Genomic DNA, 21,587 nt, shown 5'->3' with positions numbered 1-21,587 from the left:
CTCCGCGACGTGCGGGCTGCCGCGGTCGGCGTCGGAGAACACCGCGACCGTCGCGACGCCCCGGCGCCGGCAGGTGGCGAAGACCCGGCGGGCGATCTCGCCTCGGTTCGCCACGAGGACACTCGTGATCGGGGTCATCCCTCTCCTCACATCCTGAAGACGCCGAAGCTGCCCGTGCCCTCGACGGGTGCGCTGTGGGCGGCGGACAGCGCGATGCCGAGGACGTCCCGCGTGTCGCGCGGATCGATGATGCCGTCGTCGTAGACGAGTCCGGAGAGGACCATCGGCATCGCCTCGGCCGTGATCTGCCGCTCGATGGCCGCCCGGACGTGTTGGGCGCCCTCCTCGTCGAAAGGCTTGCCCTGCGCGAGCGCCGACGCCTTGGACACCGTGTAGGTCACCTCGGCGAGCTGCTGGGCCCCCATGACCGAGGACCGGGCGCTCGGCCACGTGAAGAGGAACCGTGGGTCGTATGCGCGGCCGCACATGCCGTAATGGCCTGCGCCGTAGGAGTTCCCGATGAGCAGCGAGAGGTGCGGGACCGTCGAGTTCGTCACCGCGTTGATCATCATCGCGCCGTGCTTGATGATGCCGCGCTGCTCGTACTCCCGCCCGACCATGTACCCCGTCGTGTTGTGGAGGAAGAGCAGGGGCGTGTCCGAGCGGTTGGCGAGCTCGATGAACTGGGTGGCCTTCTGCGCCTCCTCGCTGAACAGGACGCCCCGGGCGTTGGCGAGGATCCCGACGGGGAAGCCGTGCAGCTCGGCCCATCCGGTGACCAGTGACGTGCCGTAGAGCGGCTTGACCTCGTCGAAGTCGCTGTCGTCGACGAGGCGCGCGACGATCTCGCGGGGGTCGAACGGGGACCGCAGGTCCGGCGGGACGATCGACAGGAGGTCGTCCGCGGCATACCGCGGCTCCCGTGGGCCCGAGGTGACGGGTCCGGACGCCTTGCGCCACCGCAGCCGGGCGACGACCCAGCGCCCGATCCGGATCGCGTCCTGCTCGTCGACGGCGTAGTGGTCGGCGAGCCCCGACACCCGAGCATGCATCTCGGCGCCACCGAGCGACTCGTCGTCGGACTCCTCGCCCGTCGCCGCCCGCACGAGCGGCGGCCCGGCGAGGAAGACCTTCGAGCGGCCCTCGATCATGACGACGTGGTCGCTCATCCCGGGCAGGTAGGCGCCGCCCGCCGTCGAGTTCCCGAAGACGATGGCGACCGTCGGTATGCCGGCCTTGGACAGCCGGGTCAGGTTGCGGAAGGTGGCGCCGCCGGGGATGAAGACCTCCTTCTGCGTCGGCAGGTCGGCACCGCCGGACTCGACGAGGGAGATGAGGGGAAGCCGGTTCTGCAAGGAGATCTCGTGCATTCGCAAGGACTTTCGCAAGGACCAGGGATTGCTTGCACCGCCCTTGACGGTCGGGTCGTTCGCGACGAGGAGACACTCCGTCCCGCTGACGACCCCGATGCCCGCGACGACGCTCCCGCCGACCGTGAAGTCGCTGCCGTAGCCCGCGAGGGCGGCGAGCTCGAGGAAGGGGCTGTCGGGATCGAGGAGCAGCTCGATGCGCTCGCGGGCGGTGAGCTTGCCGCGGGCGTGGTGCCGGGCGACGGCCCGATCGCCGCCTCCGGCAACGGCTTTGGCCGTCTCGACGCCGATCTCCTCGAGGGCGGCCAACATCGCCGCGCGCGCCTCGCGGGCCGCGCCGGAGGTGGGGTCGAGGCTCGACCGCAGCACCGTCATGAGGTCAGTCCCAGACGGCGGGCGGCGAGCTGGCTGAGGATCTCGACGGTGCCGCCGCCGATCCCGAGGATGCGCACGTCCCGATACTGCCGCTCCACCTCGCTCTCGGCGAGGTAGCCCATGCCGCCGAAGAGCTGGACGGCCTCGCGGGCGACCCACTCGGCCGTCTCGGTCGCCGTGTTCTTCGCGAAGCACACCTGCGGGACGAGGGACCCGACGTCCTCGCCGTCCTCGAACCGGTCGACGACCGCATGCGTGTAGGTGCGGGCGACGTCGATCCGTCGAGCCATCTCGACGAGGGTGTTCTGCACGCCCTGGCGGGCGATGAGCGGCTCGCCGAAGGTCCGGCGCATCCGGCACCACGTCGTCGCGAGGTCGAGGCAGCGCTGGGCCTGGGAGTAGGCCTGGGCCGCGATGCTGACCCGTTCGGAGAGGAACGCCGTGCCGATGAGGGCGAACCCGGAGTGCTCCGGCCCGACGAGGTGGCTCACGGGGACGCGCACGTCGGTGAAGGACAGCTCTGCCGTGTCGGAGGAGTGCCAGCCCATCTTGCGCAGGGCCCGCGAGACCTCGAAGCCGGGCATCCCCCGCTCCACCACGAGGAGGGAGACGCCGCGCGCGCCCGGAAGGTCGGCGCCGCCGGTCCGAACCGCCGTCGTCACGAAGTCGGCGCGCACGCCCGAGGTGATGAAGGTCTTCGCACCGTTGACGATGTAGTCGTCGCCGTCCCGGCGGGCCGTCGTCCGCAGACCGCCGACGTCCGAGCCGCCGTCGGGCTCGGTGATGCCGAGGGAGCCGATCATCGTGCCGGCGAGCGTCGGCACGACCCACCGGTCGATCTGGCGCTGGTCTCCGGCGTGGACGATGTGCGGGCACGCGATGCCCGCCGTGAACAGCGAGGCGTAGACGCCACCCGCCGCCCCTGCCTCGTGGAACGCCTCGGCGACGACGACGGACGCCCGCTGCCCTCCTCCGCCGCCCCCGGCGCTCTCCGGGAAGGAGACTCCGATGAGGCCGAGGTCGCCGGCCGCTCGGTGCAGCGCCCGTGGCAGCTCGCCGATCTTCTCCCACTCCTCCTGGCTCGGCAGGACGTCGCGCTCGACGAATCGCGTCGTCGTCTCGCGCAGCGCCGCGAGCTCCGGTGTGGCCCAGTCGCGGTGGCTCATCCAGGCTCCTCGTCGGTCATCGTCCTCTCCAGCAGCGCCTCCGGGATGTCGACGTGCCGCGACCTCAACCACTCGCCGAGTCCCTTGGCCTGCGGGTCGAAGCGGGCGTGGTAGGCCACCCCCTCGCCGAGCAGTCCCTCGATGACGACGTTGACCGCCCGGATGGCCGGCAGCCGGGTGATGCGCACGGGAAGTGCTGCGGCCTCGGGGAGGAGCTCGCGCACGGTGCCCTCGGTGAGCAGCCCCACGAGCCAGGGGTATGCCGCGTCGTCGCGCACCCACACCCCGACGTTGGCATCGCCCCCCTTGTCTCCCGATCGCGCGCCGGCGACGGTTCCGAGCGGCAGCCGGCGCGTCGGGCCGAGGTCGGCCATCCCGGCACGGGGCCCGGGGTCCGCGCCGGGATGGGGTTCGAGCGGCGCGGTGACCGTCGGCGCGTCGACGGTCTCGACCGAGCCGTCGTCGTGGACCACCTCGTGCGTGGGTTCCCGCTGGTCGACGAACCCTGCGGAGAACACGCCGTATGCGGATCCCCGGCCGGGTGGCGTCGTGCTGAAGAAGCCGGGATAGGAGCCGAGGGCGACCTCGACGGCGGCGCCGGAGAGCGCCCGGCCGACCGCCGCCTCGTCGGCGTCGCGGGCCACGACGGTGAGGAGGGCCGACGCCTGCTGCTCGGTCGGCGCGTCGGCGCGGTCGAGGCGGGCCAGCGACCACGTCAGCTCCGCGGGGCGGGTGCGCAGCCCGTCGAGGAGCTGCCGGCGGAAGAGCTCGGCCTTCGCCTCGATGTCGAGCCCGGTGAGGACGACGGTCAGCTCGTTGCGGTAGCCGCCGACGGAGGTGAGGGACACCTTGACCTCCGGCGGCGGCGGCTCGCCGTGAGCGCCGGTCACGGCCACGCGGTCCGGACCCTCCTCGGTGACGTGGACCGTGTCGAGGCGGGTCGTGACGTCGGGACCGGCATACCGGGCGTCCCCGATCTCGTAGACGAGCTGGGAGATGACGGTGTCGACCGTCACCGCACCGCCGGTGCCTGGGTGCTTCGTGATGACGCTCGACCCGTCGGGGTGGATCTCGGCGATCGGGAAGCCGGGCCGGAGGAGGTCCTCGACCTCGGTGAAGAAGGCGTAGTTGCCGCCGGTCGCCTGCGTGCCGCACTCGATGACGTGGCCCGCGACCGTCGCGCCGGCCAGCGCGTCGAGATCTCCACGGCCCCAGCCGAAATGGGCGATGGCCGGGCCGATGACGACGGATGCGTCGGTCACCCGGCCGGTGACGACGACGTCGGCGCCCATCGCGAGCGCCCGGGCGATGCCGAAGGCCCCGAGGTAGGCATGGGCCCCGAGTGGCGAGCCGAGGCCGAGCTCCGCGCAGCGCCCGGTGAGGTCGTCGCCGCGGACGTGGGCGACCCGAGCGGTCAGCCCCTGGTCGGCGGCGAGCCCGCGGATCGCGGCGACGAGCCCGGGCGTGTTGACCCCACCGGCGTTGGCGACGATCCGCACACCGCGGTCGAGGGCCAGGCGCAGGCAGTCGCGCAGCTGGGTGAGGAAGGTCCTCGCATACCCCGCCGCCGGGTCCTTCGCGCGGTCGCGACCGAGGATGAGCATCGTCAGCTCGGCGAGATAGTCACCGGTGAGGACGTCGAGCTCACCGCCCTCGAGCATCTCCCGCATCGCCGCGAGGCGGTCGCCGTAGAAGCCCGAGCAGTTCCCGACGCGCAGCACCTCCGGGACGCGCCCGACCGTCGTCATCGCGCGACGGCTCGGGTCGGGCGGCCGGCGAAGACCTGCGCGAAGGTGAGCCAGTGCGCGGCCTCCCCCGTCGCCCGCAGCGAGGTGGCGGAGGCCTCGCGTCGCTGGACGACGACGAGGCAGAAGTCCTCGGCCGACCCGCGGACGACCCCCTCGGCATCGGGTGGGCCCCACGTCCACGCGTCGCCGGAGGGGCCGGTCAGCTCGATGCGGAACTCCGTCTCCGGAGGGGTGAGACCGTTGATGGCGTAGGCGAAGTCACGGGTCCGGACGCCGAGGTGGGCGATGTCGCGGAGCCGGTCGGTCGGCTCGCGCCGGACACCGAGGGCGTCGGCGACGTCCTGCCCGTGCGCCCAGGTCTCCATGAGCCGGGCGGTCGACATCGAGCGTGGGCTCATCGGAGGACCGAACCAGGCGATCCGCGTCGAGGGGTCGGCGGAGGCGAGAGCGTCCGCGAGCGCGGCTCGCGCGGTCCGCCAGCGGTCGAGCAGCTCACTCGGTGGCCGGCTCGCGCCCTCGGCCGCCATCCGGTCGACGTAGGTCCGGGGCTCCCGCGTCGCCTCCTGCAGGACTCTCCCGAAGTCTGCGCTCCCCGTCGCGGTGAGGAGGGCCACCTCGTCGGTCCACGCGAGGTGCGCGATCTGGTGCGCGATGGTCCATCCTGCGGCAGGGGTGGGACGTGCCCAATCGGCCGCGGCGACGCCGGCGACGAGCGAGTCGAGGTCGGCGCACTCGGCCCGGAGGACGTCGAGGGTGTCGCGCATGACCTGTGAGCTCATGCCTCGTGAGACTGGCATACCGACCACAAACAAGCAAGCGTGCTTGTTTTCCGCGACGGGACCCGGCTACCGTCTCCCCATGCTGCTCACCGACGACCACCGCGCCTTCCGGGAGAGCGTCCGCCGGTTCGTCGACACCGAGGTCAACCCGCATGTCGACGACTGGGAGGCGGCGGGTCGGGTGCCGCTCCACGACCTGCTCCCCCGGGCCGCGGCGCTCGGCCTCCTCGGCCTCGAGTACGACCCGGCATACGGCGGCGAGGGCGCCGACCACAGCTTCCAGCTCGTCGCCGCCGAGGAGTACGGCCGGATGCGGGCGAGCGGGGTCGGGATGGCGATCGGCGTGCAGGCCATGATGGCCACGCCCTCGCTCCACCGGTTCGGCAGCGAGGACCTCAAGCGCCGCTTCCTCGCCCCGGCCGTCGCCGGCACGGCGGTCGCCGCCGTCGCCGTCACCGAGCCGGACACCGGCTCCGATGTCTCCAGGCTGCGCACCCGGGCCGTCCGCGAGGGTGACGACTGGGTCGTCACCGGCCGCAAGATGTTCATCACGAACGGCGCTCAGGCGGACTGGGTCTGCCTGCTCGCCCGCACCTCCGACGAGGGGGGTCACCACGGGATGTCGCAGATCGTCGTCCCGACGTCGACGCCGGGCTTCCAGGTCGCCCGCACCCTCGACAAGCTCGGCAACCGGTGCTCGGACACCGCCGAGCTCGTGCTCGACGACGTGCGGGTCCCGGTGTCCCACACCATCGGAGAGGTCGGGCGGGGCTTCCAGCAGCAGATGCAGCAGTTTGTCGTCGAGCGGCTGTTCGCCGCGTACACGACCGTCGGCCAGTGCCAGTACGCGCTGGACCGGACGCGCCGCTACGCCCTCGACCGGTCGGTCTTCGGGCGCCCGCTCGCCGAGCGGCAGTACGTCGCCTTCCGGCTCACCGAGCTGCAGGCCGAGGTGGACCTCCTGCGCAGCCACAACCTCGCGACGTGCGAGACGCTGATGGCCGGGCGGGACGTGACGCGCATGGCGACCGTCGCGAAGCTCACGGCGGGCCGGCTCGTCCGCGCGGTCGCCGACTGGTGCCTGCAGCTCCACGGCGGCATGGGGTACGTCGAGGAGACGTGGACCGCGCGGATGTTCCGCGACGCCCGGCTCACCTCGATCGGTGCGGGTGCCGACGAGGTCATGCTCCAGGTCCTCGCCCGGCTCGACGGGCTCCCCGCATGAGTCGTCGCCGCGTCGACTGCCGCTACGCTCCACGACAGCGGATCCCATCGACGACGATGTGAGGACCTCATGGACCACGGTTTCGGCAACTGGCCGACGATCCAGGCGGCACGCAACGGCGACCGCACGGCATACATCGACGGCGCCGGCGGCCCGCAGAGCACGTGGCGCGAGGTCGAGGAGCGGACCAACCGGCTCGCCGACGCGTTGAGCCGCCAAGGGATCCGACGCGGGGACCGGGTGGCGATGCTCATGCTCAACAGCCCGCAGATGATGGAGACCTACGTCGCCGTCGCGAAGCTCGGCGCGATCGCCGTCCCGGTGAACACGAGGCTGCATCCTCGCGAGGTGGCCTACGTCCTCGGGGACTCCGGGTCCAGCATCCTCCTCCACAGCACGGCCCTCGCGGAGACGGCGACGACCGCGGTGGCGGTCTCCCCGACGGTGCGGCTCACCGTCTCGGTGCCCGGAGCCGCCGAACGTGCGGCCGGCGAGGGCGGGGAGTATGCCGACCTGCTCGCCTCGGGCGGTCCGGAGCGCGTCGTCCGCGACGTCGCCCCGTCCGACGTGTGCTGCCTCATGTACACCTCGGGCACGACGGGCCTGCCGAAGGGGGCGATGCTCACTCACGGCAACTTCTTCGCCAACGTCGTCAACGCCCTCGGGGTCGGCAACGGGTTCGGGCGGGAGGACGTGACGATCTCGGCCGCCCCGCTCTTCCACATCGGCGCGCTCGGTGTCCACACGCTGCCCTTCGCCTTCTTCGGCGCGTGCACCGTCATCCTCGAGTCGTTCACCCCCGACGTGTGGCTCGAGGCGGTGGAGACCCATCGGGTGACCAAGGCCTTCCTCGTGCCGGCGATGTGGGCCGCCGTCGCCCGGACACTCGCGTCCGCCCCGCGCGACGTCTCCTCCCTCGACATCGCGATCACGGGCGGCGCGCCGTGCCCGATCACCGTCATCCACGACCTGCGCAGGTACGGCATGGGGTTCACCGAGGGCTTCGGCATGACCGAGACCGCGCCGAACTGCTGCTGCCTGCAGGAGGAGGACGTCGTCCGCAAGGCCGGCTCCATCGGCCGGCCGCTGTCCCTCGTCGACCTCACGATCCTCGACGAGGAGGACCACGAGGTCGCCGTCGGCGAGGTCGGCGAGCTGTGCGTGCGCGGGCCGAACGTCTTCGTCGGCTACTGGGACAAGCCCGCGGAGACGGCGAAGGCCATCCGGGGCGGGTGGTTCCACACCGGGGACATGGCCCGGATCGACGACGAGGGCTACTTCACCCTCGTCGACCGCAAGAAGGACATGGTCATCACCGGCGGCGAGAACGTGTACCCGGTCGAGGTCGAGCAGGTCATCTACGAGCATCCCGACGTCACCGAGGTGGCCGTCATCGGCCTGCCCGACGAGCGATGGGGCGAGCGGGTCGTCGCCGTCGTCGTCCGGTCCGAGGGATCCAGTCTCGGCGCCGACGACCTCATGGAGTGGATCCGCGACCGGATCGCCCGCTACAAGTCGCCCAAGCAGGTCGAGTTCATCGAGGTCCTCCCCCGGAATGCGACGGGCAAGATCCTCAAGCGCGACCTCCGCACGATGTACGGCGGCGAGGGCGGCACCGTGACCCGGTGAACGTCGTCCGGGCGGTCATGGATGTCCAGGGGCCGAGGCAGGTGAGTCTGTCGTCGGATCACGCGGAGGCCCCCACCGCATCCGGATCCTCGCCGGTCGTCAGTCAACAGGGCTAAGTGTTGCCATGAGCACTTGATCATGGAAACAGCCGCCGTAGAAAAGCTTCGACCGGAATAGCCCCTCTTGTTCGAAGCCGACACGGCGGTAGACAGCGATGGCCCGCTCGTTCTCCGCGTGGACCATCAGTTCGATCCGGTGCAGGCCCAACTCGGTGAACCCGTAGCTGATCATGAGCCGCGTTGCCTCGGTGCCGAACCCACGTGTCTGGTGCTCCGGGCCGATCACGATGCCGAACGTGGCGCACCTGTTCCGGACGTCGGCGCCCCACATGGACACGTGGCCGACCAACTCTTCGTTCAGCGTCTCGACGCAGAATGCGACACCCGCGGAAGACCCGTTGTCACTCCAGCTGCGGAACATCTCCTCGAGTGGCTTGTCTGGTCGCGGCTGGACGTGGCTATTGAAGACGGCAACGTCTGGATCACGCCACCAGGCCACCAGCTCCGGCAGGTCAGCCTCGCGCAGCTCGCGCAGGCGTACTTGCTCACCAGCCAGCGCACGGCGCGCGCCAGCCCGGACTGACTCCATCCTCGCGTGGGCCTCGGGCATGGCTTGGATCCTACCGTCGGACCGCTCCGCTGCCGGGCTGCTGCGGCCTGCTGCGGACATCGACTACCCGGGGCCTCGAAGGTCCATGGATAGTGCCTCCTGGATGAGTGGGTGCAGTGGCACTCGCTTCTCCTCCGCGTCGGTCTCCCGCTCGTCGGTTCCGATGGCTCGACCCATCACGATGTCGAACCAGCCCGCTCGGTCCTTGACGACGCGGAACATTTTCTCGTCGTGGGTGTCCGCGAGGAAAGGCTCGTAGACCTCGATGTCCTTGCTGACGCGCTCCGCGAGGGCGCCGATTCGATCCAGCCGCCCGGTGCGCTGTTCGAGTCGACTTGGGTTCCAGTCGAGATCATGGTGAATGACGTGGCGGCACTCCTGATGGAGGTCGATCCCTTCGCCCATGACTGAGCTCGCCACGAGGATGTCGGGGGCGAACGGGGTGTTGAAGACGGTGATGAGGCGCTCTCTGTCTTCGCGTCGAGTCTGCCCGTAGGCGCGCCTGACGGTCGACAGACGGGCTCCACGTCCTGACGCGTCTGAGCTGTCGTCGCCCTGGTCACCCAGGAGCGCATCGAGAACAGTGCGGCGTTCGAGTGCCGTCGCCCCCGCCAGCCGCTCGACGAACTGGACCCAACGAGCCAGCAGATTGACGCCGGAAGGGTTCGTCCCCGAGATTCCTCGCCAGAGATCGTCCGCACCGAGGTCGACGCGCAGGTTGGTGTACCGCACGAGGCAGGCGGGCGTTCGCAGACTTCGGATGGCCACGTCGGCCACGGCTTCGGCCAGCTCGCGTCCGCTCATTGCCTCGTCCTCGGCGTCATCGATGGTCAGGCGTCCCGCCGCGGTGACGAACGAGTCGATGAGATCCGTCTTGATGCGCTCGTAGTTGCCTGAGTCCGCCCGCAGGAGCCGGTTCGAGATGCGCTCAAGCTCCTCATCGACGCGGTCGACGGGGATGCCGAGCGACTCCGATGCTCGTGCTCGGATGAGGAGATCGACCTTCAGGGATAGCGCGGAATGAAGTGCCGCCGTCGTCTTGATGTACCAGCAGAAGACGAGGCACTTCTCGCCCGCACACCAGAGCTCCAGCGCTCGTTCAGTTGTTGCGGCCACCTTGGGGTGTCGTGCTCGGCTGTCCTCGTCCCGCAGGATGGACTGGATCTCCTTGCGGTACCAGTGCACTTCGGCGTGCGGCGACTCGGGATCGTCGGCCATGTCGTCGGACGCACCGGTCTCGACGTCGCTGTCGAGATTGTCGGCGCCGTCTTCGAGCCGCAGGAACGCTTCGTACGACGAGGCGATGCCGTAAGCGAAGAGAGGCCGCGCAACGCCACCGTGATGTTCGGCGACAGCCTGCGCACGTGCGGCGAGAAGGAAGGGAAGGACACTGTCCTCAGGGATCTTGAGTCCCGCGACAGGAAGGCTACATGCTGGATCCGCCGTCTGCTCGGCGCCGGGAAGGATGGCTGCGCCTTGGTTGTAGCGCCGCCGAACGGGACGGTTGTGGCGGATCACCCAAGGCCTCAGCTCTTGGCGCATCAGGGTGCGCGCCTTGACGGCGAGCTGGGCGTCATGCCACGCCCTTCGTCCATGGGCACCGAGGTGGGTCGGGGGGTGTGCGGTCAGCCCCCACGAGTCGAAATCCGCGAGATCGGCCGGGGAGAGCCTCCCCCATGAAGCGTCGAGTTCCAACGCGGTGACCTGAGCTCGTTGGAGTGCCTCCCTGAGGCGATCGAGGCGTACGTCGAGTGCCTCGGCAGGCTTCGGCCGCATGGGACGTATCGCGTCGAGTCGGCTGAGCACGTTGATCAGCTCGCTGTGTCCGAGCTCGAAGGGGGTCGCCGTCAGGAGGAGTATGCGGTCGAAGATACCCGTGAGCGCACCGTCTTCAGGTGCGTCGGGAAGGGGCGAGAACAGTCGGCTGATTCGGGTGTGACCGTTCTTCAGCGAGTGCGCCTCATCGACGATCAGCAATGGGAGGCGCAGCCGTGCCGACACGAGGACGGCCTTCCAGACCGATTGAGTAGCGTCATTGAGACTCTTGCGCGCAGCCTTCAGCCGTACGTCGAGATTCGCCGACCTCTTCACGGGCAGCGTCTGAAGGATGTCCCATACGCTGGCCAGGTCAAGTTCAGCTGCGACCTCGCACAGCGCTGCGGGGACCGGGTCGTCTCCGAGGTCTTGGCCGTCCGTCAGGTCCATCCATGTCTCGCGCCACTCCTCCGGCGGCGTGCTCAAGAGTGCCGCGACGCGCGGAGTCGTGAGTCTGCTGTCGCGGATGAGACCGGAACTCCCAGTACACCACCGGGCGATGAGGCTCCTCGTCGTCGCGGCACCGGTTCGATTCCGGCATGCGTAGTAGAGCAGGGCGAGCTGGATGAACGAGTCCTTCAGGCTGGCCGTCAATGCCTCGTAGGTGACGATGACGATGTGAGCGCGACTCCGCGGCGGATCGTCGACGGCCTTCAGGAGATCCTCTCCGCTGCGGATGGCTCGCGGTACGCACCGCAGTTCGGGTGCTCCGTCGCGGAGGAGCGACTCGCTGAACTTGCCCCACTCGCGGACCCATTTCTCACCTACGCGCGCCGGAACGAGGATGACGACCTGCCCGGGAGTGGACTGCGCAAGGATTCGCGATGTCGCCACGGCGAGCGCAACGAAGGTCTTGCCCATTCCGACCTGGTCGGCCAGCACGACACCCTCCTGGCTCTGAAGCCGTCGAAGGATGTCCTCAGCCGTACGGCGCTGTCGCCGCCAGTCACCGGCGAACTCGTTGTCGAGGGACTCTCGAAGCCAAGGAGTCAGGAGGCGAGGCATCGTCGCGCCTCCCTCACTGCGCGTGTGGAGTAGTGCGCGAGATCGACAGGCTCGCCGCCAAGGCGTGCTGCGAGCACCTCGAGGTCGTCAAGTGAAGCGCGCGCCACACGTCGTCCTTCCGTCTCATCGACGCGCCGAAGTGCCTCGGCCCAGTTGACGCGGCCGATCGTCAGAGCGATCTCCGCGAGGGTGAACAATCCGTCAGCGGTCTCCTTGCGCCCCTCCTCGACGTCATCGACAGTCTTTCGCGCGACGAACATCGGCCCGAGCGGTCCCGCGAGACGTGCAGTGAGCGCATCGATCGTCATGACAGGATGTTCGAGCCGGCGTTGCATCGCGGCGAGGGACTGAGCGAGCGCTCGGCCCTTGCGAAGCAAGCTCGACGTCGAGTCGAAACGCTTGAGCGGATCGGTCACGATTCGCCCCCCACCGGGTGACAGCCTCGCTTGCTCCATGCGTTCGAGCTCCTCGCGAGCAACCTGAGCGAGGGACTTGCCGGATGCGAGAGCCTCCAGCAGCTGGCTCGAGTTCAGACTTTCGAGCCCCTTGCCGGGCGGGAGCGAGTGGCGATCATCGGCCACGACCGCCCAGCTGGTGCTCTCTTCGTCCCACTCGGCGACGACGAACATCGGCAGACCGTCCGCCGCGACAGGGACAGCTGTCGATTCGGGGCAACCCGCTGACACCCACGATGCGGAGTCCAGAAGGGTTGTTCCCGAGGGAAGGGCGATGCGCCACTCTCTCGGCATCGGCCCCGGCTCGATCCCGATGATGAGCACCCACGAGTCACCCTTGCGAACGAGGCGACAGAGACCGAAGCAGGTCGGCAACACCGGGGCCGAGTCGTCCAACTCGTCGTCGTCCGCGTGGTCGTCGAAGGTCACGTCGGCTGGGTACACCTCCTGACCGACCGGAACGAGCCCCAGGAGAGCCTTGCCCTCCTTCGTCCCCGGTGGGGCGCCGAGCCAGAGGTTGATTTCGCGGTGGCGCTTGTCGTTCGCTGCCCCCAGGCCGAGGCCGGCCTTCGTGTGGTTCGAGCTCCCGACGAGCACGGCAACCCAGTCCCGTTGTGACAGAAGCAGGCACTTCGCATGAAGCCGGCGCGCCTCACCATCGCGAAGATCGAGCTCCCTGACACAGTCCACCGCGTCGAAATGCTCGATCGGAAAGGCGATGACACCCCAGGGGTCGCGGACCACGGCTGTCTCCTGCCGGCGCTCCCGCCTGGGCCGGCCCGTGAGGAGGGTCGCGACGCTTTCGAGCACAGTCCGGTCCTCGGTGTCCCAGAAGGGCGACAGGTGTGTTGCTCGCAACGGACGGGCACCGCTCCAGGCGTCTTCCAGAACATCGAGTGGTCCGGAATTGGCGTTGGTCGGAGCGAACGCGACCTTCAGTCTCGTGGACGCGCGCGACTGCTTCGCAACGCGCTCTCGGAACGTCTCCAGCGTTTGCTCGACGTGCTGGCGGGCCGGAACGTCGGCGGTCAGCCCTGGTACGAGACGGAGGTAGCTCGCGAGCTCGTCGGCAAGGCCCGCGAGGACAGCTCTCGGAAGAATGCAATGTGGCCCGAGGTCCGCGGCGAGCGCGATCTCGATCTGGTGTCGGTATCCGGCGGGCGTAAGATTGGCGGAGCCGATGATGACCCTCGTGGCGTTCTCCCACAGCAGAACTGCCACCTTGGAGTGCAGGAGGCCACGTCGTGGGACCTGGCAATGGAGGACGTCCCACCGAAGCGTCGAGCGCTCGCTCTGTGCACTGCGGTCGGCGAGGACGGTGACCGTCGGTGCGCGAAGACTCTCCTCCAGCTCCAGTCGGGCAACGAGGTCGTCGACCGAGCCGGTCCCCTCATCGACGCTTTCGACCGCCAGGAACCGCGCGAGACAGCTCCGCTCGAAGAAGTCCGGTTCGAGGGTGAACGTCGTCGCGACTACGGCGACGGGATCGCCGGCGTTTGCGGGCTTCTGCCAGTGGTCGAGAAGCGGTGTGAGCGTCATGCGGTTCGCGCCAAGAAGCCCAGGAGGGTCTGAATTCTCATCGGATGTGTCCAGGCCTCGTCGTCGAGGACCCCCCAGTCACGCCGGTACGGCGAGCGAACGAACCACCAGCCGTGCTTGATCTCATCGATCCACATGCGCTTTCCCTTGCCGGCCTGGACCTGCTGATGCCGAGCGATGAGCGCCTCGACGAACTCGTGGGCTGTGAAACCCCGGTCGACGTCACCGAGGGCAGACCCGACGTCCATGGCGAGTCCCTCGTCGAGCTCGGTCGTTGCTTCGACCGCGCGACGAACGAGGTTGCCCACGTGCGGCGCCAGCTCGGCGATCCCTGGCGTCGCCGCGGCTTGGTCCACGGAGAAGACGCCGCCTTGAAGCGACGAACCGTGCTGGAGTATTCGTCGGAAAGCGTATTCGATGGCGGTTACGCACGATTCGTACGCGGTCGCGGATCGAAGAGCCGCCCGGGTCGTGGAGCCGGCGGCGTGTCGAAGAAGCACCGATGCCAGGTCCCTCTGCGTCGGCCATGGATCGGGTCGGAGCAGGTGAGCCACCATGATCCGCGACAGTTCGTGGCGCACCGGGTGCTGTTCACTCGTGATCAGGCGACGGAGCTCACCTCGCTCATGACGACCCGCTTCCGTCGGTGCCAAGTGCTTGGCGACGTTCGCGACAAGGGCGCCCGTGAGCGGGGCGGTGCTATGGCCCTTGGTCAAGGAGTCACGGACGGACTTCTCGATATTGCGTCGAAGGTTCGCCCCCAGTGAACCCGACTCGCCGAACTGAAATCCTCCGAGACGCTGATCTGCCTCCCATGCCCGCAGGAGACCTTCGGCGTTCTCGCCGGGGAGCCCGTTCTGGTCGAGGATCCTGGAGTCGACCGAGAAGGGGCGGTAGACGCCGGTGAACCCGAACACCCTCGGTCCAGCGAGGTAGTTTGCGGGGCTCAGGCGCTCACCGGCGGCCCGCGCTCGCTGGGCCTTCTGGCTCCCGGGAACACCGGCGAGTCGATCCCGTGCGGGGTGCTGCACGAGGGACTCGACGACAAGCCATTCGAAGGCGAGCTCGAAGGATGTCTTGCCGTCGCTCGAGATGAGGCCGCCGAGAGGCTGACAGGCGTGAGCCCCCACCGCGGAGAGGGTCACGAATCTCGGCTGGCTCATCCGGGCGCGCATACCTGGCACGAGTCGGTCGGCGATGCGGTCGGCAAGTGCGCCTAGGCCCAGCGGGTCGAGACTGCCTTCACCGCTCTCCCCCGGGTCGTACTTCGAGAGTGTGGGTAACTGGTTGAGTAGAGCGCTGCTCATGCTTCTCCCTCACTGTCGTTCATACAGCCGGCCCTTGACAGTCGGTGGCCCAGGAGCTGAGCAACCCATGAAACCGTTCTCGCCGGAGGGCAGCGGTATCGCCCGCTGATGGGGCCGGCAGGCTCCCGTCAGCGACGACGTCCGCAAGATCGATGCTCGCCAACTCGATGAGGAGACCGGTGAGCAGATCGGAGATCGTCCAATCGCTCACATCACCGACGGCGTCGTATGCGGCGCGCAACTCCTCAGCACGGAGGGGCTGGCCGACGGGGTCGCCGGTATCGAGGCCTGTCAGCTCCAGGCACCGCAGCAACGCCGCGTCTGCCGTGTGCTCGTCGCGCGCTGCGTCTCGGTCGTCCACCGCGAGTTGGAAGGTGACGAACCAGCTGGGCCCGTCCGTCTGGTCACCGCTGATGGTCGCCAGGGTTGCCGGCAGGAAAGCTGCGACCGCGCCGCTGGCCACCGTCGAGCTACTGCCTTCGGGGAGGATCACGACATGGACGTAGATCGTTCCACTCGTGGCGACGATCTCGTGTGCGAGAGGTCGTATGCCGATGCAGGTCAGGGAGGAGCGCTCGTCGAGTTCGAGGCGGTTGCCGAGGTAGCTCACCCCAACCACCCTTCGACCGCGTGTGCAGCGTCGGTCAACGCGGATCGTGGAACGTCGAATACGACGCCGTCTTGGCCGGGGGCGTCACCACTGAGGTCCGTCTCGATCGAGATCTCCAGCGTCACCAGGTCTGGCGTGGACTCGGTGATGAGGACAGCCAGGCCCGCTCCGTCATCCTGGATAGCCGGGATGGTCACCTCGGGGTACGTGTCATGCGCCGCCTGCGTCCAGGCCTCGGAGAGTCGCACCAGTGTGTCGCGGGAGAGAGTGCGCGCGAGGTATCGGACGAGACGGTCGTGCGTCAGCAGTTCGACGTCCACCAGATGGGTGTACGGCTCGTCGTCGGTGACGAGGTTGGGGACGGGCAGGAGCGCGAACGAAACGCCGACTTCTGACAGCAGTCGGATCGGTCGTGGAGACTCGACGGCCCGACTGTTCCACGTCGCTCCACACGCGTAGCATTCGCGGTCGAAGCCCGGGTGCATGCAACCCACCCAGTGAACCCAATCCGGGTCGCCGTCCATCACGTCCTGTCCGATGGGCATGCCGATGATCAGGTGCACGACCTCGCCGGAACCGCACGACGGACAGGTACCTCGCGGAGCGTTGTACGGCTCGTGCCTGGAGTCGCCCAAGGGAAGCAACGTCCGCCTGTTCACGCGTCATCCATCATGGTGAGGAGGCGGACTTCGCCGAGGGCTTGCTGCAAAGCACCGATGAGCTCGTCGTCATTCATGGCCGAGACCTCAGGGGTCGCGTCCGCGGCGGCAGCTCCCCGGCTGTCGGGCCCCACCTCGTCCACCATCTCGGCACATGAACGCGCCAGCCCGATGATGCTCAATGGGAACTCGTGGACGGACCTGGTCGTCGCGTCATTGCCGTGGATGATGAACTCGAGAGAGTGTGGGCCACCTTCGTCATCCCACAGCTCGTCGATCCTGAGCGGCCTTGCGAAGAGCACCATCAACAGGGTCTCGATGTCACCGATGTCCTCGATGTCGACCACGCTGAGGAGGTCGTCGACGCCCTCGACGACAGTGGTGAAGCGCGTGTCTATCATGTCGTGATTCTGCCATCAGGGTGTGACACGCCTGGCTCATCCGAATGGCAAGGGTCGGCCCATGATGTCGATGGACTCGATCCACGGGAATTGAGGAGGGATGCCCCATGTCGATGTCGCCCGCTCCGTGGTCACCAAGTCCTCGACGTCGACTGGAGCATCGAGCCTCCCTCGACCCGTCGCCGGATGCGAGACTGAGTCCGTGCGTGCCTGGACCGACCTGCCCAGCCACCGCCGCTGGCTCGAGGGCCACTCCCGCGATCTGCTCGCCTTCGGCCGCCGCAGTGGGGCACCTGACGGCGGGGCGTCCTGGCTGACCGACGACGGGTACCCGTGGCCGGAGCGCGGCGTCCACACGTGGATCACGGCGCGGACCGTCCACGTCTACGGGCTGGGGGCGATGCTCGGCATACCGGGATGTCGAGGGGTGGCCGAGCAGGCGCTCGCAGGACTCCTCCCCGGAGGACCGCTCCACGACGCCGAGTTCGGTGGGTGGTTCGCCGAGGTGAGCGCCTCCGGGGAGGCCGGCGGGACCGGAGCCGACAAGGCGGCCTACGCGCACGCCTTCGTCGTCCTCGCCGCGGCCACCGGTGCGTGCGCCGGTCTCGACGGTGCCCGCGCGCTGCTGGACGAGGCGGGATCGGTTCTCCTCGAACGGTTCTGGGACGAGGAGGTCGGGTTGCTCGTCGACACGTGGAACCGCGACTTCTCCGTGCGCGATCCCTACCGCGGCCTCAACGCGACGATGCACGGGGTCGAGGCGATGCTGTCGGCCGCCGACGTGACGGGCGACCCGGACTGGCTGCGACGGGCGGTCCGGATCTGCTCGGCCGTCGTCGGATTCGCCGAGGCCAACCGGTGGCGGTTCCCGGAGCACTACGACGCGACGTGGTCACCGCGACTGGACCTCAACGCCGACCGGCCCGACGACCCGTTCAAGCCGTTCGGCGCGACCGTCGGCCACGGTCTGGAGTGGTCCCGGCTGCTCCTCCACCTCGAGGCGTCGTGCGCCGCGCGGGGTGTCCCGGTGGAGGTCGACGTCGTCGGGGCGGCCCGCCACCTCTATGCCCGCGCCGTCGAGGACGGCTGGTCCGTCGACGGCGCTCCCGGTTTCGTCTACACGACGGACTGGGACGGCACCCCGGTCGTCCGGACCCGGATGCACTGGGTCGTCGCCGAGGCGATCGGCGCGGCAGCGGCCCTCCATGAGAGGACCGGCGAGACGGCATACGCGACGGACTACGCCCGGTGGTGGGACTACGCGGCCACCTACCTCGTCGACCACGAGCAGGGGTCGTGGCACCACGAGCTCGCGCCGGACAACTCCCCGTCCGCGCGGGTCTGGCCCGGCAAGCCCGACCTCTACCACGCGGTCCAGGCCACCCTCATCCCCCGGCTCCCGCTCACGCCGGCGATGGCCACCGCGGTGTCCGAGGGCCTCTTGCGCGAGGTGTGACCGGCGCCGCTCATCCGTCCTCAGCCCGCCTGCGCGACGAGATCGTCGAGGCGCTCGTAGCCCTCGGCCATGCCCTTCTCCATGCCGCTGTCGAGCATCGCGTCGCGGCCCTCGACGGTCCGGCCGATGCTGCGGCCATGCAGCCGGGTGCGGCCGCCGCCGAGGTCCTCGAACCACATGAAGTCGATGGAGACCTCGTCGGGCGCACCGTCGTACTCGAAGGTCTGGATGGCCAGGTCGTTCTCACGGACGGTGTGGAACGTCCCCCGGAACCCGAACTCCATGCCGTCGGGGTTGCGGTGGAGGTAGCGGTAGCCGCCGCCCGTCGTGAAGTCCCAGCGCTCGACGACCATCTCGTAGCCGCGCGGGCCGAGCCACTGGCTCACGAGGTCGGGGTCCCGGTGGGCGTTGAAGACGGCCCCGACGGGTGCGTCGAACTCGCGGGTGAAGTCGATCCACGGCATACCGGCGGGGATGTCGAGGGTCAGTGCGTTGCTCATCTGTCGTGCTCCTTCTCCGAGGGGTGGGTTGTCGTGCTCTTGGTATGCGGGTCCGCGGGCTCGTCCCGCACGGCCGGCTCCTGCTGTCGAGCCAGGACCGCGTCGAGGGCGCGGAACCGCTGCTCGGCAGCGAGCCGGTAACGGTCGATCCAGGCGGTCAGCTCCTCCAGCGCCGCCGGGTCGAGGTGGACGGGCCGCCGCTGGGCGTCCCGGCTGCGGGTCACGAGGCCGGCCGCCTCGAGGACCCGGATGTGACGGCTCACCGCCTGGACGGTGATGTCGAACGGCTCGGCGAGCTCGCCCACCGTCGCCGGGCCCCTGGACAGCCGGGCGATGATCGCCCGGCGGACCGGGTCGGCGAGGGCGAGGAAGGCCCGGTCCAGCCGCTCGTCGTCCGGCATTCCTTATCAACCATTCTGTTGTTCAACTGATGTGTTTAGTACATCACTCGACCGCCGACCCGTCAACCCCCTTGCTCGCACGTGCGGCACGAGGCGGGGGTGGATCGTAGGCTGGCGGGCATGGGTCTGCGGATCGGGTACAAGGCGTCGGCGGAGCAGTTCGCGCCCGGTGAGCTCGCGGCATACGCCGTCCTCGCCGAGGAGGTGGGGCTGGACAGCGTGACGATCTCCGACCACTTCCAACCGTGGCGTCTCACCGGTGGTCACGCGCCGAACTCGCTGACCTGGCTGGGGTTCGTCGCCGCCCGCACCGAGCGGGTCCTCCTCGGGACGTCGGTCATGACGCCGACGTTCCGCTACAACCCGGCCGTCGTCGCCCAGGCCTTCGCGACGCTCGGGTGCCTGGCTCCCGGACGGGTCTTCCTCGGCGTCGGGACGGGCGAGGCTCTCAACGAGATCGCCGTCGGGTCCGTCGCGGAGGGCGCGTGGCCGGAGTTCAAGGAGCGGTTCGGGCGGCTCCGCGAGGCCGTCACGCTCATGCGCGAGCTGTGGACGCAGGACCGCGTCACCTTCCACGGCGACTACTACGAGACCCGGGACGCCGCGGTCTACGACCGCCCCGACTCCCCGATCCCGGTCTACATCGCCGCCGGCGGACCGATGGTCGCCCGGTATGCGGGGCGGCACGGCGACGGGTTCATCTGCACCTCGGGCAAGGGGCGGGAGCTGTATGCCGACCAGCTCATCCCGGCCGTCGCCGAGGGCCGGGAGAAGGCCGGGCGGGCCGGCGAGCCCATCGACCGGATGATCGAGGTCAAGCTGTCGTGGGACCCCGATCCCGAGCGGGCGCTGGAGAACACGCGCTTCTGGGCGCCACTGTCGCTCACCGCCGAGCAGAAGCACTCGATCCACTCCCCCCAGCAGATGGAGGCCGCCGCCGACGAGCTGCCCATCGAGCAGGTCGCCAAGCGGTGGATCGTGTCGTCCGACCCCCAGGAGGTCGTCGACGCGGTGCGCTTCTACACCGACCTCGGGTTCGACCATCTCGTCGTCCACGGGCCGGGGCACGACCAGGAGCGGTTCCTGCGCACCTTCGCCGAGCAGGTCGTCCCCGGACTCCGCGAGCTCACCCCCGCCACGTCACCGGTGTGACTATGGCCGACCGCGCGTCGCTCGAGCTGCGGGTGTCGGTGCGGCTCGTCGTCGCCGTGCTCGTCGGGGCCGTCGCCGCTGCGATCTTCGGTTACGGGATCGGCCGGCCCCTCGTCGATGCCCTGCTCCTCGGGTACGTCGTCGCGGCGCTCGTCTTCTCGGTCCCGCTGCTGTGGACGATGATGCGGGTCGGCCCGGAGGAGACCCGCCGCTACCTCGACGGGATGGACCCGACCCCGTCGGAGACCGACATCGTCGTCATCGTGTCGTCGGTCGCGAGCCTCGCGGGCATCGCCGTCATGCTGACGGGCGGCGCGCACGGGGCGTCGAGCTCGCGCCAGATCGGCGAGGCGGCCCTCGCGGTCGGGACCGTCGCGTGCGGCTGGCTGCTCCTCCACACCATCTACCTGCTCCGGTACGCCCGGCAGTGGTACAACGCCGAGCCCGGCTGCATCGACTTCAACGGCGACGACACGCCGGCCTTCACCGACTTCGCCTATCTCGCCTTCACCCTCGGCATGACCTACCAGGTCTCCGACACGGACCTGAAGACCCGGGCGGTGCGCCGGATCGTCCTGCGGCACACGCTCCTGTCCTACCTGTTCGGCACGGTCATCGTCGCCTCGACGATCAACCTCGTCATCGGTCTCGCGACGTAGGCGCCCTCCAGGGTCAGCTCTCCCGCCAGCGGGCGATCCAGTACATGACGCCGTACGGGTCGCCCGACCAGAGCACCTCGCCGCGGAGGTCGACGTGGCGGAGCCGGTATGCGGCGGCCTGCAGCGGAGCGCGACCGGTCACCATGAGCTCGTCGCAGATCCCGGGATCGAGGGCCCGCAGCGCCGCGGTGTCGGCGGTGGCCAGTGCGGCGAGGATCGTCTCGTCGACGGCGAACGACCGCTCATCGAGGTAGCCGGGGGCCTTCTCGGCGCGCCGGGCCGACCCGTCGCCGACGACGAGGAGGACGGTATGCCGGCCCGCCTCTGCGGCGACCCCGGCGCCCCAGTCCGGCTCGTCGAGGGGTCCGTCGGCCGGGACGACGAGCTCGTCGACCGGGCCGTCCCAGCCGGCGAGGGCCAGCAGATGGCGCCCGACGCGAACTCCGAGAGGAGTCAGCACGGGGTCGGCGGTCGCGGAGTGACCGGCCACGACGACGACGCGCGGGTCGCCGGCCTCCGGATCATCGGGCTGGTCGCCGAGGCTCGCCGAGATCGCCGCCACGCAGCGAGTCCGGAGCTCGGCGGCGGGATCGACCCGGCCGACGTACTCGGGCAGCAGCATCGGCGGCGAGGGGACGAAGACGACGGCGACGGGCACGGCATACCC

Annotated in this window: 20 protein-coding genes; 5 read left to right on the top strand and 15 right to left on the bottom strand. The window is 69.4% G+C overall.

The genetic code is table 11. The features are described from left to right. From BN12_RS23985 to BN12_RS19750, 5 genes are all read right to left on the bottom strand, one after another. On the bottom strand, window positions 1–138 hold a 138-nt coding region (locus BN12_RS23985; RefSeq protein WP_157635755.1), incomplete at its 3' end, for a biotin carboxylase N-terminal domain-containing protein. 8 nt (window positions 139–146) lie between these two features. After that, complete coding sequence (locus BN12_RS19765) at window positions 147–1,745, bottom strand: acyl-CoA carboxylase subunit beta (protein WP_048555190.1); 1,599 nt, start codon at window positions 1,743–1,745, stop codon at window positions 147–149. Beyond that, window positions 1,742–2,911, bottom strand: coding sequence for an acyl-CoA dehydrogenase family protein (locus BN12_RS19760; RefSeq protein WP_048555189.1), 1,170 nt, complete (start codon window positions 2,909–2,911; stop codon window positions 1,742–1,744). The genes BN12_RS19765 and BN12_RS19760 overlap by 4 nt, the downstream gene beginning before the upstream one ends. Next, on the bottom strand, window positions 2,908–4,659 hold the full coding sequence (locus BN12_RS19755) for an acyclic terpene utilization AtuA family protein (protein WP_048555188.1): 1,752 nt from the start codon (window positions 4,657–4,659) through the stop codon (window positions 2,908–2,910). Before BN12_RS19755 ends, BN12_RS19760 begins: the two co-directional genes overlap by 4 nt. Beyond that, the gene (locus tag BN12_RS19750; protein WP_048555187.1) at window positions 4,656–5,438 is read right to left on the bottom strand and encodes a TIGR03084 family metal-binding protein; all 783 of its coding nucleotides are present in this window, start codon (window positions 5,436–5,438) and stop codon (window positions 4,656–4,658) included. The genes BN12_RS19755 and BN12_RS19750 overlap by 4 nt, the downstream gene beginning before the upstream one ends. A 79-nt stretch (window positions 5,439–5,517) precedes the next feature. Between BN12_RS19750 and BN12_RS19745 the strand changes: the two genes are divergently transcribed. Both BN12_RS19745 and BN12_RS19740 read left to right on the top strand, forming a co-directional pair. Beyond that, on the top strand, window positions 5,518–6,663 hold the full coding sequence (locus BN12_RS19745) for an acyl-CoA dehydrogenase family protein (protein ID WP_048555186.1): 1,146 nt from the start codon (window positions 5,518–5,520) through the stop codon (window positions 6,661–6,663). 69 nt (window positions 6,664–6,732) lie between these two features. Next, window positions 6,733–8,292, top strand: coding sequence for an acyl-CoA synthetase (locus tag BN12_RS19740; RefSeq protein ID WP_048555185.1), 1,560 nt, complete (start codon window positions 6,733–6,735; stop codon window positions 8,290–8,292). Between the two features lie 99 nt (window positions 8,293–8,391). Here BN12_RS19740 and BN12_RS19735 read toward each other — a convergent pair whose 3' ends face one another. From BN12_RS19735 to BN12_RS19705, 7 genes are all read right to left on the bottom strand, one after another. Continuing rightward, the gene (locus tag BN12_RS19735) at window positions 8,392–8,961 is read right to left on the bottom strand and encodes a GNAT family N-acetyltransferase (protein ID WP_200901260.1); all 570 of its coding nucleotides are present in this window, start codon (window positions 8,959–8,961) and stop codon (window positions 8,392–8,394) included. 63 nt (window positions 8,962–9,024) lie between these two features. Then, window positions 9,025–11,781, bottom strand: a complete 2,757-nt coding sequence (locus BN12_RS19730) for a DEAD/DEAH box helicase (RefSeq protein ID WP_048555184.1) — start codon at window positions 11,779–11,781, stop codon at window positions 9,025–9,027. Then, window positions 11,766–13,775 (bottom strand): phospholipase D-like domain-containing protein, encoded by a 2,010-nt coding sequence (locus BN12_RS19725; RefSeq protein WP_048555183.1) that lies wholly within the window; start codon window positions 13,773–13,775, stop codon window positions 11,766–11,768. The genes BN12_RS19730 and BN12_RS19725 overlap by 16 nt, the downstream gene beginning before the upstream one ends. Then, entirely contained in the window at window positions 13,772–15,082 is a 1,311-nt protein-coding gene (locus BN12_RS19720) for a hypothetical protein (RefSeq protein ID WP_048555181.1), read from the bottom strand. The genes BN12_RS19725 and BN12_RS19720 overlap by 4 nt, the downstream gene beginning before the upstream one ends. 19 nt (window positions 15,083–15,101) lie before the next feature. After that, window positions 15,102–15,692: a hypothetical protein gene (locus tag BN12_RS19715; protein ID WP_157635579.1), complete on the bottom strand. Its 591-nt coding sequence runs from the start codon at window positions 15,690–15,692 to the stop codon at window positions 15,102–15,104. Continuing rightward, a complete protein-coding gene (locus tag BN12_RS25860; RefSeq protein WP_200901259.1) occupies window positions 15,689–16,351 on the bottom strand; it encodes a hypothetical protein in 663 nt (220 codons plus the stop codon). The genes BN12_RS19715 and BN12_RS25860 overlap by 4 nt, the downstream gene beginning before the upstream one ends. Beyond that, the gene (locus tag BN12_RS19705) at window positions 16,348–16,752 is read right to left on the bottom strand and encodes a hypothetical protein (RefSeq protein ID WP_048555177.1); all 405 of its coding nucleotides are present in this window, start codon (window positions 16,750–16,752) and stop codon (window positions 16,348–16,350) included. Before BN12_RS19705 ends, BN12_RS25860 begins: the two co-directional genes overlap by 4 nt. Before the next feature lie 202 nt (window positions 16,753–16,954). Between BN12_RS19705 and BN12_RS19700 the strand changes: the two genes are divergently transcribed. Next, window positions 16,955–18,208 (top strand): AGE family epimerase/isomerase, encoded by a 1,254-nt coding sequence (locus BN12_RS19700; protein WP_048556643.1) that lies wholly within the window; start codon window positions 16,955–16,957, stop codon window positions 18,206–18,208. 20 nt (window positions 18,209–18,228) lie between these two features. On the opposite strand, the gene BN12_RS19695 is transcribed toward BN12_RS19700, so the two are convergent. Continuing rightward, window positions 18,229–18,708, bottom strand: a complete 480-nt coding sequence (locus BN12_RS19695) for an SRPBCC family protein (protein ID WP_048555176.1) — start codon at window positions 18,706–18,708, stop codon at window positions 18,229–18,231. Next, entirely contained in the window at window positions 18,705–19,109 is a 405-nt protein-coding gene (locus tag BN12_RS19690) for an ArsR/SmtB family transcription factor (protein ID WP_048555174.1), read from the bottom strand. The genes BN12_RS19695 and BN12_RS19690 overlap by 4 nt, the downstream gene beginning before the upstream one ends. 120 nt (window positions 19,110–19,229) lie before the next feature. Here BN12_RS19690 and fgd point away from each other — a divergent pair, with 120 nt between their 5' ends. Then, a complete protein-coding gene (gene fgd / locus BN12_RS19685; RefSeq protein WP_048555172.1) occupies window positions 19,230–20,261 on the top strand; it encodes a glucose-6-phosphate dehydrogenase (coenzyme-F420) in 1,032 nt (343 codons plus the stop codon). Window positions 20,262–20,263: 2 nt separating this feature from the next. Further along, entirely contained in the window at window positions 20,264–20,920 is a 657-nt protein-coding gene (locus BN12_RS19680) for a DUF1345 domain-containing protein (RefSeq protein ID WP_048555169.1), read from the top strand. 13 nt (window positions 20,921–20,933) lie between these two features. On the opposite strand, the gene BN12_RS19675 is transcribed toward BN12_RS19680, so the two are convergent. Next, window positions 20,934–21,578: a class III extradiol ring-cleavage dioxygenase family protein gene (locus tag BN12_RS19675; protein WP_048555167.1), complete on the bottom strand. Its 645-nt coding sequence runs from the start codon at window positions 21,576–21,578 to the stop codon at window positions 20,934–20,936. Window positions 21,579–21,587: the final 9 nt, after the last annotated feature.

It is taken from the genome of Nostocoides japonicum T1-X7, from assembly GCF_001046855.1.
GTDB lineage: Bacteria > Actinomycetota > Actinomycetes > Actinomycetales > Dermatophilaceae > Nostocoides > Nostocoides japonicum.
This window is presented reverse-complemented; position numbering and strand designations above follow the sequence as displayed.